Origin of the sequence: Halorubrum sp. Ib24 (assembly GCF_002252745.1) — an archaeon.
GTDB lineage: Archaea > Halobacteriota > Halobacteria > Halobacteriales > Haloferacaceae > Halorubrum.
Map to the genome: position 1 here is coordinate 39,122 of NZ_NHOX01000003.1, position 14,406 is coordinate 53,527.

A 14,406-nucleotide genomic window follows, 5' to 3' on the forward strand; every position below is an offset into this window, starting at 1 on the left:
GAAAGGGGCGACTCGGCGGAAAGTACACTATCGAACAGATGACCCAGATCAAGACGGTGGCGGCCGATTATAGAAACGTGCGGTCACCCCGTTGACTGGCCGTATCGAGCTATCCGCTGGTCTATCCCAGTTTTATTCACAGATAATTGCGACCGCCGGACCTCACCTCTCACTAAGCCGTTGGGATCATCTTCACCCGACGCTGACGCGGCGGAGACCGATGGCGACAAGTAATTTTCCTTAAAAAATAACTGCCATAAAATATCATTGATAGCTATCTATAAAATCATATGTTCGCTACGTGTGGTAGTTTTGATATGCGTGCTGGATAGGGAGTTGTCACTACGGTGGTGTGGTTGAATGTGGTGGCTGTAAGCGATTTGTCGGTCACCGATCCGAAGGAGCAGCGATTGAATGCCGTTGAGGGTCGTTGCTGAGACGTGGTGTGAGGTTACGCTGTCCATGTGCTGTGTAGCGTGTTCATTTGAACAGCATTCGTGGTAGATCGTCGGTGGTGGTTGTCATGCGATACTTCTCGCTTATAATATGTGTCTGATTTTATGAAGAATAGATCGTTGTACGCGGTGTAAATCGTTCTATCTGCGCTCTATAGGTCTATTCGTAATTGACAGTAATTTAATGTGTGTGTCTGTCAATGATATCGGTATGCCTCGTGATCACACACGTGTGCTCGGGGAATCCCGAAACGACGGGACGAGGTACTGTGCAGCTGAACGGACACCGCCACGGGAAGAGCACGACACGGCTCTCGAACCCCATGGGCAGACGACGGTCGATGAGGCAGGGGGTGAGTGAGTATGCCCATCGACGTGGCCACTGAGGTGGTCCTGCAGGGTGCCTTCGGCGGGTCGTTCGACGCCGTCTTCGACGCGCTCGGCGACCCCCCGATATGGCTCGGCGCGTTCGCCGGCGGTGCGTTCGGGGCGGCTATCGGTGCGCTACCGGCGTTCGCGTTCACCGGCTTCCTCGTCATCGCCGGCGCCGCGGCAGGCGTCATTGGGGCGCCGACAGGTGATTCAGTCGGACTCGTGGGTATCGGCTTCGGGCACGTGTTTGGACCGCACATCTCCTTTGCAGGGGGTGCGGCCGCGGCGGCGTACGCCGGGAAGAAGGGATACATCGGGGCCGAAGACGGCTACCACAACGGCAAGGACATCGCGACCGCGCTCGGATGCAAGGTCGACGTGCTGGCGGTCGGTGGCGTGTTCGGTCTGTTCGGTATCGCGGTGGAGCAACTCTCCCGGCAGCTGCTGGTCCCGGTTGACCCGATCCCGCTGGCCATCTGTGCCAGCGCAGTCGTCCACCGGGTGGCGTTCGGCTACGACATCATCGGCGACGTCCGCGGCAGTAACATCCTCGACATGAGCCCGTTCGAACACGGCGAGAAGGTCGGCGCGGTCACCGACGGCGGTGAGCCGGTCGCCGGCGGTAACCGCGTCGAAAACGGTGGCGTCCCGAAAGCCGAGTGGTTGGCTACCGAGCCGTGGCTGGGACACATGTACAAGTGGCACCAAGTGGCCGCGATCGGCCTCGTGGCGGGTCTCGCGTCCGGGTACGTCGCGTTCCGGACCGGGAGTCCGTTCCTCGGGTTCGGGATCAGTGCCGCGTCGCTGCTGTTCTTGAACCTCGGGGTCGAGAAGGTCCCGGCGACACACCACATGACGCTGGCCGGCGGGACGGTGTTCGTCGCTCTGACCGCGTCGGGTGACGCAGCCCTCGCGGGACTCTCAGCCGGGGCTGCGCTGGTCGCCGCCGGGCTCTTCGGGGTGCTGGCCGCGCTGATCGGTGAAGTAGGGCAGCGGATCTTCTACGCTCACGGCCGGACCCACTTCGACCCGCCGGCGATCTCCATCGTCGTCTGGACGGTCCTGGTGGGTGTCCTCCACATTGCGGGCATCGTCCCGACCGGCGTCTGGATCCCGGGGACCGTCTGAGACGCAGCATGACACAGCCGGCTAGGTGCGGCGACACGTCCGCGGTGCCGGCCCCGAAGCGCCTGCCAGACGGCGACGGGCCGCGCCCACCGGTTGGTGTGTTGAGGGTGAGACGAGGGGAGCCGCTCGGTTAGTACGGTGACCGTGAATCGCTGGATCTGGTTCGGCCGACCATGCCGCGTCGCCCGGTCAGCTCAAACGAGTCCTCCTCGGGCTCGTCGATGGGGTCTGCATCCGCCCACAGCGCTTCGAAGAGTTCCTCTCCCCATTGAATCGCCGCGTTCGTTTCCGAGACAAGCGTCGCTCGCCACTCCCCGTCACCCCGGCTCGGGAAGACGAGACACAGCGATCTGGCAGTGCGACCGAGGCCGAAATCGGCGGAGACGACTCTGACTTGGGCGTTCAGGAACGCTCGCTCTCGTTCGGGTTCGCTCCCGACGTTCCCGAGGAGCCGGTCGCGGACCTCACTTGTAACGAGCACCCGGGTGTTTGGATCGTCCGGAATGGCGTCGTCGAGGCCTCGGACGAAGACCGGGGCGAGGACGTCCGGTTCCTCGCCGGCTTCGATTCGTGAAACGAACGCGGAGACGTGTTTGTCGGCGGCCGGCATGTCGCCGCGAACGACGTCGTACTCGCTGATATCGGGTAACCGTCGCCGGAACTGGTCGGGCAGCAGTTCAAGGTCGTGGTGTTGCCAGTACTCGATGTCCTCGTCGAGGAACGCTTCGGTCGCCTGCCGACGTGCGATCGTGTCCGTCACGAGTTGTCCGCACGCGGTCAGTTGCCAGCCGTCTTCGGCCTCGGCGAGCGCGCCGCGTTGTTTGAGATTCGCCAGTTCTTTGTAGACGCCGGAGCGGCAGGCGTCAAGCTTCTCGATCAGTTTCGGTGTCGGCTGCGGTTGGTTCGCGAGCAGCCGGACGATGTCCTCCCGGATCGATGATGCCGTGACGAATTGACACACTGAATCCATGCGTAATCACCCGATCGTGGTTGTCGCGGCCACCCCGTCTGCGAACACGCTGCGCGTCCAACATCCGCCTGCGGATCCGTCGAATCCCCGGCTGTTGCCGTCTCAGCGGGGTAACTACCCGATATTACCTGCATATGGCAAATATCCTACTTAATTGTTGGTGTCTGTCAAGTAACGGAGTGGTACCCCCGGTTGATTCGCCACTGGCTTCGGAAAAGATGGCTGGTCAGCGCGGGTGGAGGACAAGCGGTTCAGTGCGGCGGTCGAGGGGTCGAACGGATCGCGCCATGTTGATAAGACGGCGGGGGGAACAGGAGGGGCGTGTCGGGTGAAGGTACTGCGGGTGAGGCGACGACGGCCGTGACGAGCGATCGTGCTCGCTTGGGGGTGCTCGCGGGCGCGATTCTGATGTCCGTGTCGCTTGCCGCGTACGAGCTCGTCCCGGCGAGCGTGACGCCGCTTATTCGAGGGTCGTTAGGGGTGAGCGCGTCGGAGGCCGGCCTCCTCGTGAGTGTCCTGTTCGGGACGGCGGTTCTCGCGAGCATTCCCGTTGGGGTTGTGCTCGACCGGACGAACTCACGGTACGTCGTCGCGGTGGCGGTCGGGCTCTTGCTCGTTGCCGGCGCGTGGGGGTGGTGGGCCGCGACCGGTGGCGCGTATTGGTCGCTCGTCGCCTCACGCGTTCTCGGTGGGGTTGCCTACGTTGTCGTGTGGAACGCGGGGATCGATATCGTCGGGCGGTCGTTTGATCCTGCGAGGCAGGGGACGGCCGTGGCGACGTTCACGGCGAGCGGGCCGGTCGGGTTCGCTATCGGGCAGGTTACCGGCCCCATCGTCGCCGAGGAGTTCGGATGGCCGGCGATCTTCCCGGTTTTTACGGGTATCGCGTGCGTAGGGTTACTGATTTTCTGGCCGATGAGCCGCGGCAGTGGACACGCGACCGGGACTGCGGCGCCGACGCTCGCGGATCTTGGCCGTGTTGTGATGGATCGCCGCGTTTGGACGGTCGGCGTGCTCGGGTTTCTCGGGTACGCGCTGTATCTGTTCGTGAACAGTTGGGCGCCGTCGTATCTCACGGAGGACTTGCAGTTGTCGTTGGAGTTGAGTGGTGCGCTCGTCGCGCTGTTTCCGGCTGTGGGTGTGGTTTCTCGGGTGACTGGCGGCGTGCTTTCGGATATCTTGTTCGGCGGTCGTCGCCGCCCAGTCGTGTTGCTGTCGTTTCTCGTGGCGACGCCGGTCATCGCGGGGTTTACAACGATTCGAACGGTTCCTGTTGTGGTCGCGGCGCTGCTTGTTGCCGGGTTCGCGATCCAGCTGTGTCTCGGACTGGTGTTCGCGTACGTCCGTGAACTGGTTGCGCCGGCTGTCGCCGCGACGGCTGTGGCGTTCCTCACGAGCGTTGGCCTTGCAGGGGCGTTTCTCGCGCCGATCGCTGCGGGGCGGCTCATCGAAGCGTCGAACTACGAGACGGCGTTTCTCGTCGCTGGCGTCCTCGGAGTGCTGGGAACGCTCTTGGCGTGGTTCGCGCCGGAGTCAGAGACGGCGTAACCACGATCACCTGTAGCGTGACGGTGAGGGGTGGCTGGATATCGTCGGTCCTGCCGATCGTGGCGTGACCGACCTTGTCGGGGTTCTCGGCTCGGGGTCGCGGAACTGCGAGTGCTACGCTGTTGCTGGTCACCCTGAGAACGTGAGTCCTTGCAGGTTTCGTGTCGGGTATGCCCGGGGCAGTGCGGGTGCTCACACTTCACGGTGCGTGTCGCTACAGTCGGCGTACGCGAGCTCCTGCATCCACGCGTCGGCGTGATCGTGTGTCACGGCCGTCGTGTACCGGTTCTCGGTGTCCCACACGTATCGGTAGAACTAGTCCATCCGGTAAATGCGGTTTTGCACGGTGGTTTCGGCGTACCCGTTCGCTTTCTTCGAGCCGATGCCGAACGCGAGCAACCACTTGATCGCGGCTTCGCGTTCGGTCCGGTAATCGACGCGTTGCCGCTGGGAGAGCCGCTCGGCGGTCGGTTCCGGGACGACGGCGAACTCGCTCAGATCCATCGCTGGACCCTCCGTGAGCGTCCTGCGAGTCGGATTGCAGGGCAAATGTTTCTAATCGCTGTACTGCGTCGGGGTGTCCCGACAGCCAGCGTCACAGTAGTGGTGAGCCACTTGGGTTTTGATCAGTCCACGGGCTCGAAATCGCAGGACGACGACGGCAAAAGGATGCTCCGGCGGGGATTTGAACCCCGGTCATTGCCTCGAGAGGGCCGCCTTTGACCGTGAGGCATCGAACCGCCCTCGTTCTCACCCGACGCCTGAGACACCGGTATTTCGCCGTGTGAGCGATCGTATGGTCTGGAGGTTAAAAAGGAACCCAGTTAATTGCCCTAGAGATATATTCGATTCAGCGAGCCGATCTCCGACCCGGGGGGTGGGTGACCCGATCATTGCCCTCCCAGGCAATGGAGGGCAATTACCCTGGTTCGGCGATTCCGCCGTTCGTTTATATAAACGACGGGTTGTATTCGGTGTGCATCCCCGTTCCAATTACGAATCTGCGGTTACTTTTATATGTGAAACTGGATCCCGGCTAACCGGGTTACACCACACCGAGACTGACGAATATTCCGAGGAGAATGAGCACTACTACAACGGCCGTGCCGACTACGAGCGGCGTATTCTCCATTGCTTTCTCGTGGAATGGCATCGATTCGTACTCCTCGCGGAACGCGTCGCGGTTCGCCTCGTCGTAGAAGTACTTCGTTTTGAACGCGAAGCGCTCGGTGACCGCGCACCCGGTGCAGACGGGAGTGCCCTCCAGGCGCTCCGTTCTGATGTGCGAATCGCAGTTGATGCTCCCGCAGTTCGCGCAGTACGTGTAGTCGTCGTCGGTGCCGGCCGTGTCGCAGTGGACGCATCGGTGGATCCCGTCTTCGGTCGTCACGCGTGACGGTCCCGCGGCGAAATACTCGTACGGATACGCGTACTCTCCCAGGTCGGTCGTGTGTCGGACCTGCGGCACGTACACCGGTTCGATCGATTGGACCGAGACGTCGGAGCGCTTCGGCTCGCACGTCTTCGTGTACGTGACGTTGTTGTCGCCCGTGTAGGAGACCGTCGTCGTGTGGTGTTCTCTGAGGCGATCTACGGCCCAGTCTTTGTACTCGGTCTGCGTCTGCCCGAATCGCTGCTCTTCGACCGTATCGTACCGGTTCTCGAACTGCGTCGCGTCAAGATCGACGGTCGCGTGGAGGTTCTCCACGACGAGGTTCGAGACGTCGCCGGACGCGGTTTGCGGGTGGCCGCGTTCGGCGTGGACGACGAACCGGGACCGGTCGTTGACTCGGTGAATCACGCCGACCGACGTCTCGAAGACCGCGTTCGTGTCCGCCGTCACGGCGACGACCGGTCGAAACGTGACCTGAGAATGCGGTGCGGGAAGGTCGGCCGACTCGATGTTGTCGATGTCGTGGAACGCTTCCTCGACGGGTGCCGTCACCGACGCCGCCGGATCGTACGGTCGAAGCGTCTCGTCGCACAGGATTTCGATCCGCCCGTTGTACAGGTCCAACCCGATCTGGTCGGCGATCTCGCGCAGGTCCTCGCCGTCGATCAGCTCGATCGGGTCCGGGTCGTCGTTCCGCCGGAGGCGGTCGGCGTACTCGGTAGCCGGGCCGGTGAACCGGCCGGTCGTCGCCACCATCCCGCGTTTCGGCCCGTCGAACTCGAACGTCGCAATCGCCGAGTGGAGCTTCTGTACCACCGGTCGCCCGACGGTTCCCGTGTGCTTACACTCGACGACGACACCTCGGCGAGTCCCGTCAACGACCTCTTCCATCAGGACGTCGCGCCCCTCGTCGGCCGTCCGTTCCGCCTGCCGCACGTTCTCGTACCCGAGGTTCCGGAAGACGTCCTCCATCACGTCCTCGAACTCGAATCCGGAGAGGTCATCGAGGACAGGCATCGAGATACTCCAATTATGTCAGCCACGCGGTAAAGACTCTATTGGAACTCTCCAGAAACACGTCCTCGCAAGCAGAATACCCAGATTCGGGAACAGTGATGTTCGAAATCACGATTTCGGAAATTCAGATTTCTTTCTGACAATGTTCCTCGATCGGACAGGACTCGCACTGCGGGGACCGAGCGGTGCAGACGTCGGCCGCGAAATCGAGCATGGCGTGCTGGAAGTCGCTGCTTCGGTCCGTCGGCGCGAGAGCGTCCGCGAGCGGTTCGAGCGCGTCCGCGTCAGAATCGATACCGAAGAACCGAGACAACAGCCGTCGCACGTTCACGTCCACGGCGGCGATCCCAGCTCCGTCTACGTGTATCAAGATGGAGCGCGCCGTGTAGTCGCCGACACCGTGCAACGACGTGAGGGCCGAGTGGTCTCGGGGAACGTCGCCGGCGTGACGGTCTAGGATTTGATGCGCGGCCCGTTCGATGAACGCGGCGCGCTTGCGTAACCCCAGCCGGCCGATTCGCCGTTCGATGTCTTCAGTCGGTGCCGCGGCCACGGCTTCGGGCGTGGGGTACCGCGCGACGAACGGCCGGTACGCGCCGGCCACCGCCGTCGCAGTGGTTCGCTGCAGCAGTACCTCGGCGACAAGCACTTGGAACGCCGTCCGGCCCGGTTCCCGCCATGGCAGTCCGTCACGGCCGTTCGACGTCCACCACGTGAGCAACGGCTCGACGAACGCGCGCTGAGGGTCGAACACGACGCGGTCTGGTCGCCTTTTGGCTGATATACATTCGTGAACTGGGGGATCAGATACGTCTTCGAACCGTCACTACCGTATCTTATCCTATTTTACCATACCGCTTGGCAGTGTATACGGTCAGATCACCTCCTTCGACAGGACCCTCCGTCTGGTACGTGAGGTAGTGAGTATCGATTCCCAAAGAAACGGGCATAGCTGCAGGAACACGCGGAGTAATATCCTGAAGACGGGCGACAGGAACTGTGAGAGACTCGACTGAGTTATCGACACTCTCCGGTTGACGAACGGCGTGAGAATGAGAGAACGCATCTTGACTCTTGTCGCCTTCTGCAGCGAACTCAACGAACTGAGTTACCGAGTCGAACTGCACCTGTAATTCCGGCCCGATCAAATCAGCTACTTTGACAGCGCGGTCAAACACGCTATTTGGGAGCACGCACTCACAACGTGTCTCCGTAGAAAAACCATCGTACACGCGGTGAGACAACTGTTCTGCTAGTGCAGGGAACCGGTACGTAAGTCCACCAGATTGAAGAGCAATCCTCGAATTCGGCGTCTCTGGAGGAAGGGCAACACTCACCTCGCCGGTAGTTCCCACACGTATGAGGTCGTCAAGACCTTCGAGTTCCACCCAATACGACCCTGTTACCACGTCGGTGGAACATACAGCGGCATCCGTTGGAAGCGAGTAATCGAGATACGCTATCTTGTCCTCCGAGCAGGCTCGTAAGCGAAGCTGCTCTTCGTCAACATCAATACGGCATTCACCGTCCTTCCTGATAGCCAATACGAGCCGAACGATCTCTCGAAGCGCGTCTGCGGAAAATTCGAGCGGCATTACCGGTGGTCTCGATGATATGTTAACGCGTCGGGAATGGTCGGACCGTTCAATGCGAGATTGTGAGTCACTTCTAACAACTCGTTTTGTGTCGTGTCGATCTCGACGCCTGCTTGTGGCGACGGGACCGCGTTCACGACGGTATACAGGTTGTGCAACAGCACCGACATTTGGACATAAAACGCCTTCACCTGCGGTTTGTCGCTGTCCGTTGCGAGATCGAACTTGTTTTTCGCCATTCGAAAGACGGGTTCTATTTTCGCACGCTGATTGTACTGGAAATTGACCTTCGTGATCAGTTCGTCCCGTTTTGACTTTTCCTCCGGGATCTCCATGGCGGTGTAGAAGGCGCGGACGGGTTCAGGTGTGTCCGCCTGTTCGTCAGCGCCTGAGTACCCGATGAGCTTGACAGGCGGTGTCAAGTCAGCGTACCCGGCGTTCTCCTGAACAGTTGTGCCACCGGGTTCGAGGTCAGCGCGAAGGCGTGCGTAGTCAGAGTTCTTCCCTGTGGAATTACTATCGTCTTGTGCGCAGATCACCCAGTCGTTCGGAACGAAGTCATGGCACGCCTCGATGTCTTCACGCCCGTCAAATCCGCGGTCTAGCATGAATCGCTTTACCTCAACTATCTCCGTGAGAGACCGTAGGAAATTCTTCAGAACTCGTGCGCGCTGTGACTCCGATTTAAGTAGTCGTAATCCGAACGAGAAATCGAGGTCCGGATCGGTGAACGCGAGCGATGCGAATCGCCACCGACCGTCCTCCGTTTTGAATGGCTGATCGTCTGTCCCGATCCCGAGACTCTGAACATCAGTTAGATCGTACGACACCATGACCGGTTCAGACACCACGCCCGAACCGAGCACGTACTTCAGCAGCGCTTGGTTAACATCATCGAACATCTCACTCACCTTCCACCGGTGAAGCCCCTCTAGGTGCGTCCAGATCGTTGACCCACTAAGCGCCGAACGAAGATCAAACGCGTGATGGGCGGTTCGTTCGTAATCGGTGATGCTCTCCCCGTGACGTGCGGCGTACGCGAATATCCCGAGTATACTCCGTAACTCACGAGACTTGTTCTCTTCACGGTGAAGCGAAAGGTTCTCGACGACGATCCGGATCAGGTCTTCCACGAGGTTGTACAACCCTAATTGCCGCGCTCCGGCGGGGAAGTCAGTCGCTGCCGGCCCGGCATCGTAATCGAGCTGATACCGTTCCAGCACAGTCTCCGGGACTGGGACTCCATTCCAAAACAGCGCGTGTACCGCGACGAAGCACGCGTCACGTACCGTCTGGAGTTCGCCGTTTGTCTTCAGGGTTTTCGCGGCTTTACGATACGTTGACTGTTCACGTGGCCCGCGTAACCCGAACTGTTCGAGCTGAGCGGTCGAATACTGTCCGATGTAGTCGGCGAGGTCTTCGTATGTGTTGAGACCGCGCGCCAGTTGAATCAGTAACGCGCGCAACTTGTAGAGTTCAACTCTCTCCGTCGGAGCTTCGACCGTTTGTAACGCAAGCTCGGTCACGTCACACAATGCTTCATCGAAAATTGCGTCTACGGATCCTTCCTGATCTGACCAATCGCTGTCGGTGTCACCCTTGTTTTCTTTTGCGAGTGCAACGAACAACGGTTTCTGTAGTTCAACCTCTCTTCGGCCGTTCACGGTCGAAATCGAGACTTCTTTTGTCGATTCTGAATTAAACGGCGTGAACTTACTGACCACCTCTTGTCGTGAGTGCCGTGTTTCCTTGGCAAACTCGTCTTGGTGTGTGCCCATTTCCCTACAATACTAAATCTCGAAACCACTCACGGATAAACCCTCGTCGTGAGAACTCATTCAATCCGATAATCAGTACTTCCCATGCACACGAACACACCGCCCCCCAACATATCCCGCTTACAGGCCTGTAACGACCATTCACTCAATTTAAATACACGAAGTGACCGAGCGTATCCCGAAAAATGAGTAGTTAGAGGCACTGAAAACTCCAATTCCGATTATATCCATGTGAGTTGGGAAACGATACGAAAGTCGCAGATATTTGAGTGGTACAAAGATATATTGATACTCGTTTCGTAGAAGCTTCTATGAGCGAGTTCGATCCGGCTCCTGACGCAGCGACAGAGACGCCACGGTGGCAGGACGGAACCGATACGTTCGGCCGCGTCTACGACGTGATCCTCGGGCTCTCGTCACCGACGACGTACACGAGGGTCGCAGAGCTCGCAGACTGCTCTCCGAACGCCGCAAAAAAACACCTCGATCGCCTCGCGGAGATGGGGATTGCCCGCGCTGATCTTGACAGCCGCCCGGCCACGTACGAGCGAAACAACGGGTATCTCGAATGGCAAGAGGCGAGTCGGATCGCCACGGACCTCTCTCTCGACGCGATCATCGACCGCGTCGAAGCGCTCGAACAGCGACGGACGGAGTACGAAGCCGAATTCGGCACCACCGACCCAGCCACCGTCACGGTGTTCGACGCCGACGACCACGACACGATCCACGACCGCATGACCGCAGTAAGCGACTGGCAAGGCGTCATTCGAGATATTCGCTTATACGAACTCGCCCGCCAACTCTCCCAGAACGACGGGCACCTCATCCCCGCCTGAAATGAGTCCGCCCCCAGAGGACGCAGCCGCTGACTCAACGGGCCCACCCGATCGACAAACGTTACGCCTGCTTGAACGACAGTTGACGACGGACCCACTCGTCGCTACCACCCAGTTCGACCCAAATACGTACGAACCGCGACTGCTCACCGCCACCCTCGACACTGAACGGTACCCCCACACGGTCACCGACGCCAGGATCGACATCAGATGGTTCACGACCAGTGATTTTTCCTTCCACTACGTCGAGACCCGGGGAGACAACACCCACTGGGAGTGCCGCTGGGACCGGCATCCAAACACACACAACACCCGACTTCATTTCCACCAACCACCAACCGGTACTGAAGTCTCAAATCTCGACCTCACTTCACTTCATCCGCTCAACGTCTACTCAACGGTGTTCGAAGTAATCGAACAGCGCATCGAGTCACTCTGGTAAGTACTCTTCCCGACCGAACTGACCCGCAGCTAACCGGCAACAACTCACGAAAACTCCGGCCGCTGAGCATACGCGATCGGATCGCGTGACCCGGCGTTCCGGAACATTTCGAGGCGGAACGCACACGCATCACACGCCCCGCACGCCGGCTCTTCGTCACGGTAGCACTCCCAGCCACTTCGATGCCTGATCAGCCGGGCAACTCACCCAGTGCCGGCCCGATCGATGCCGCAGTTCTCGACCGAATTGCCGCTCACCTCCTCCAAAGCGCTCGATTCGGGAGTGTTCACGGCCTACGTATGCGCCAAACGCTGTCATTACTGACTACGACCTCGGATACTTCCCAGCGGGGTCACGCGCGCCTCACTTCGGATCCGATGGTTCGAGACCGACGACTTCAGCATCCACTACACCGAGCAGTATCAGACCAGCAATTCGTGGGAGTGTCGATGGGATCGCCACCCCAACGATCACAACAGCCGCGAGCACTTCCACCCGCCTCCGGACGCAGCAACACCGGGCGAGGATGATGCCTATCCACCTGAGTGGCGAGACGTACTCACCACCGTGCTTGCCCATCTTGACGAACGGATTGAGGCATATTGGGACGAGTAACAACGCTCCACACTCGAAGCAGACCGATACCCCGGTATCGGCCCAACGGCGATTGAAAACCAGTTTTCTAAATTGACAACCAGTAAACTAATCGAGGCGCACTACGCGTCAATATCTGATTAACCCACAGTTGAGCCAATCTGTTTGTTGACTCGATGGAAACGCTGCTACCCTAGGAGAGCGTGAAACAAGATATGGGGCGCAAGAGACCGACCTGGATTTCGTGCCACAGAGCACGTTTTGTTGACTGGTCCGTGTGCGAAAGAAGCCGAGTCATGGGCGTTACAGCCCGGATGCCGCGCCCCGCGGCATCCGGGAAAGCCCGAATAGGTGAATCTCTGCTTCACGCACTGGCGTCCCGGGTGAACCAACCATGTACCTCGGAATCGACGTCCACAAACGGTACGCACAGGTGGCAGTAATGGATGAAGCTGGGACGATCGTCGAAGAGGTTCGCGTTGAGAACGCGAACCTCGACGAGCTCGCCCAGCGGTACGCCGGCGCACAAGCCGTGCTTGAGGCGACCTCCAACTACTACCACATCCATGATACGCTGTCCGAGCACTTGGATGTGACCGTCGCTCATCCCAAAAAGATCAATCAGATTGCAGACACCGACAAGAAAACTGACCGCGTTGACGCCAAAGAACTCGCGCGGATGCTCCGGTTGAATTCGATGCCTGAAAGCTACGTTCCGACCGAGGAGGTCAGGGAAGCCCGCGCACGAGTGCGCGGGCGACAGACCCTGGTCGAAAACCGTACCAAGTACGCCAACAAGGTCCATGGACTCCTCTCCGATCACGGCATCACTGAGGACGTGAAACCGCTAACCGTGGAGGGACGAGAGTCCCTGCGGGAATTCTCGATCCCGACGCCGTTCGACACGTTACTTGAGTCGTACCTCGACCTGATCGAGTCGCTCACCGAAGAGATTCAGAAGCTCGATGAGACGATTGAAGAGCGCGCTGGGTCTCTGAAGGAGACCCAGCTGCTGATGACGATTCCCGGTGTGAGCTACTACACGGCGCTGACGATCTACGCGGAGTTAGGTGGGATCGACCGGTTTGACGAGGACAAGGAGGTCGTCAGTTACGTTGGATTGAACCCGGTGATCCGCGAGTCAGGCGACTCGCGGATCGAAGGGAGCATCTCGAAACGTGGATCAGGGCGTGTACGATGGCTGCTCGTCCAAGCAGCAAACACCGCAGTTCATACGAGTAACGACGAGTATCTCAGCCGGTTTTACGACCGGTTAGCAAGCCGGAAGAACTCACAGAAAGCGATCGTGGCAGCAGCTCGGAAGATGCTGGTATCGATCTACCACATGCTTGATCGGGGGGAAGCGTACGATCCACCGGGTGTAACCGCATAGACGAGGGATCTGAGGGCCGCCGGACCGGCGGCCCTCAGTGGCCGGCCGAGGCCCTCCGTGAGCGTCAGCTATCGCCAGACAGCGACCGCACCGCAGACACGTTCCGACCGCCTACCGGCTGTGAAAACAGCAGATCCCCAGACGGCGTAATCATTTTGTCGCTAGACGTGGTTTGCCCGGGTAGCAGCGTTTCCATAGGTGAATCCGATGACGGCGCGGGGATTACTGTTTGAGAGCTTGTTCGAGGTTGTAGACTGCGGCGGTCAACACGAGTTCGCGGAACTCGCGGTACCAAGCGCGAGGGTGGACAGCGGGGCCGAACCGACGCTTGAAGGCCGAAAAGGCGGTCTCGGCCATCCACCGCTGGCCATATAGCTCGCTGTCCAACCGTGTGTTGTGGGCGTGATCGTACGCAGCGAACAGCCGATGACGTAGCAAGGGCCGGACGCCCTCTGACCGGAGGGCGTCCCGGAGAGATTGGTCGTCATAGCCCTTGTCGCCGGCGAGGCTTTCGATTTTCTCGGTGTTACGAAGGCCGACTCGACGGCCAGTTTGTTTGTCGTGAGGCCAGTGTGCCGAGCAGTGAATGTCGAGGATGGCACACGAATCTGTATCGACGAGCGCCGTCGTTTTGAGCGTACGTATGTGACGATCCGAGCGGTGTTGGTAGTGTCTCGATGCCGTTTCGCAGTCGAAGAATGTGGCATCGATGGCACCGTGCGAGCCCGGATCGCAGATGGTCGCTGACTCCCGAAGGAAGCCGCGCCACACAGACATGGGCACCCTCTCAAACGACCGGTACAGCGTTGAGGGTGCGGGAAGTGCCGTTCGAGCGAGCTGTAACAGCCCACGAACCCGATCCATTTCACTCGCCCAATCAAC

Annotated in this window: 12 protein-coding genes and 2 pseudogenes; 6 read left to right on the top strand and 8 right to left on the bottom strand. The window is 59.7% G+C overall.

The window, feature by feature from the left end:
* The first annotated feature begins 818 nt into the window (after positions 1-818).
* The gene (locus tag DJ82_RS00615; RefSeq protein WP_176451130.1) at positions 819-1,955 is read left to right on the top strand and encodes a hypothetical protein; all 1,137 of its coding nucleotides are present in this window, start codon (positions 819-821) and stop codon (positions 1,953-1,955) included.
* A gap of 130 nt (positions 1,956-2,085) precedes the next feature.
* On the opposite strand, the gene DJ82_RS00620 is transcribed toward DJ82_RS00615, so the two are convergent.
* On the bottom strand, positions 2,086-2,925 hold the full coding sequence (locus tag DJ82_RS00620; protein WP_094580812.1) for a winged helix-turn-helix domain-containing protein: 840 nt from the start codon (positions 2,923-2,925) through the stop codon (positions 2,086-2,088).
* A gap of 408 nt (positions 2,926-3,333) precedes the next feature.
* On the opposite strand from DJ82_RS00620, the gene DJ82_RS00625 reads away from it, so the two are divergent.
* Positions 3,334-4,473, top strand: coding sequence for a nitrate/nitrite transporter (locus DJ82_RS00625; RefSeq protein ID WP_094580821.1), 1,140 nt, complete (start codon positions 3,334-3,336; stop codon positions 4,471-4,473).
* Positions 4,474-4,788: 315 nt separating this feature from the next.
* On the opposite strand, the gene DJ82_RS00630 is transcribed toward DJ82_RS00625, so the two are convergent.
* The 5 genes from DJ82_RS00630 to DJ82_RS00645 all read right to left on the bottom strand — a co-directional run bounded on the left by DJ82_RS00630 (position 4,789) and on the right by DJ82_RS00645 (position 10,202).
* A complete protein-coding gene (locus DJ82_RS00630) occupies positions 4,789-4,977 on the bottom strand; it encodes a hypothetical protein (protein WP_094557341.1) in 189 nt (62 codons plus the stop codon).
* A 541-nt stretch (positions 4,978-5,518) separates the two neighbouring features.
* Positions 5,519-6,883 (bottom strand): restriction endonuclease, encoded by a 1,365-nt coding sequence (locus tag DJ82_RS00635; RefSeq protein ID WP_094580813.1) that lies wholly within the window; start codon positions 6,881-6,883, stop codon positions 5,519-5,521.
* Positions 6,884-7,007: 124 nt separating this feature from the next.
* Positions 7,008-7,637, bottom strand: a complete 630-nt coding sequence (locus tag DJ82_RS00640) for an A/G-specific adenine glycosylase (protein ID WP_094580814.1) — start codon at positions 7,635-7,637, stop codon at positions 7,008-7,010.
* A gap of 82 nt (positions 7,638-7,719) precedes the next feature.
* The gene (locus tag DJ82_RS14310; protein WP_143420486.1) at positions 7,720-8,478 is read right to left on the bottom strand and encodes a DNA polymerase; all 759 of its coding nucleotides are present in this window, start codon (positions 8,476-8,478) and stop codon (positions 7,720-7,722) included.
* Positions 8,478-10,202 carry a hypothetical protein gene (locus tag DJ82_RS00645; RefSeq protein ID WP_241881352.1) on the bottom strand — a complete coding sequence of 575 codons (1,725 nt, stop codon included), beginning with the start codon at positions 10,200-10,202 and terminating at the stop codon, positions 8,478-8,480. Before DJ82_RS00645 ends, DJ82_RS14310 begins: the two co-directional genes overlap by 1 nt.
* 365 nt (positions 10,203-10,567) lie before the next feature.
* On the opposite strand from DJ82_RS00645, the gene DJ82_RS00650 reads away from it, so the two are divergent.
* Complete coding sequence (locus DJ82_RS00650; RefSeq protein WP_094580816.1) at positions 10,568-11,095, top strand: sugar-specific transcriptional regulator TrmB; 528 nt, start codon at positions 10,568-10,570, stop codon at positions 11,093-11,095.
* A gap of 1 nt (position 11,096) precedes the next feature.
* Positions 11,097-11,537 (top strand): hypothetical protein, encoded by a 441-nt coding sequence (locus DJ82_RS00655; protein ID WP_094580817.1) that lies wholly within the window; start codon positions 11,097-11,099, stop codon positions 11,535-11,537.
* Between the two features lie 44 nt (positions 11,538-11,581).
* On the opposite strand, the pseudogene DJ82_RS00660 reads toward DJ82_RS00655, so the two are convergent.
* Positions 11,582-11,710: pseudogene (locus DJ82_RS00660) on the bottom strand (7-cyano-7-deazaguanine synthase); the annotation flags it as partial.
* Between the two features lie 9 nt (positions 11,711-11,719).
* Here DJ82_RS00660 and DJ82_RS15615 point away from each other — a divergent pair.
* Positions 11,720-12,152, top strand: a pseudogene (locus DJ82_RS15615) (hypothetical protein).
* Positions 12,153-12,525: 373 nt separating this feature from the next.
* Entirely contained in the window at positions 12,526-13,524 is a 999-nt protein-coding gene (locus DJ82_RS00670; protein WP_094580818.1) for an IS110 family transposase, read from the top strand.
* A gap of 222 nt (positions 13,525-13,746) precedes the next feature.
* On the opposite strand, the gene DJ82_RS00675 is transcribed toward DJ82_RS00670, so the two are convergent.
* On the bottom strand, positions 13,747-14,406 hold a 660-nt coding region (locus DJ82_RS00675; RefSeq protein WP_206745232.1), incomplete at its 5' end, for an IS5 family transposase.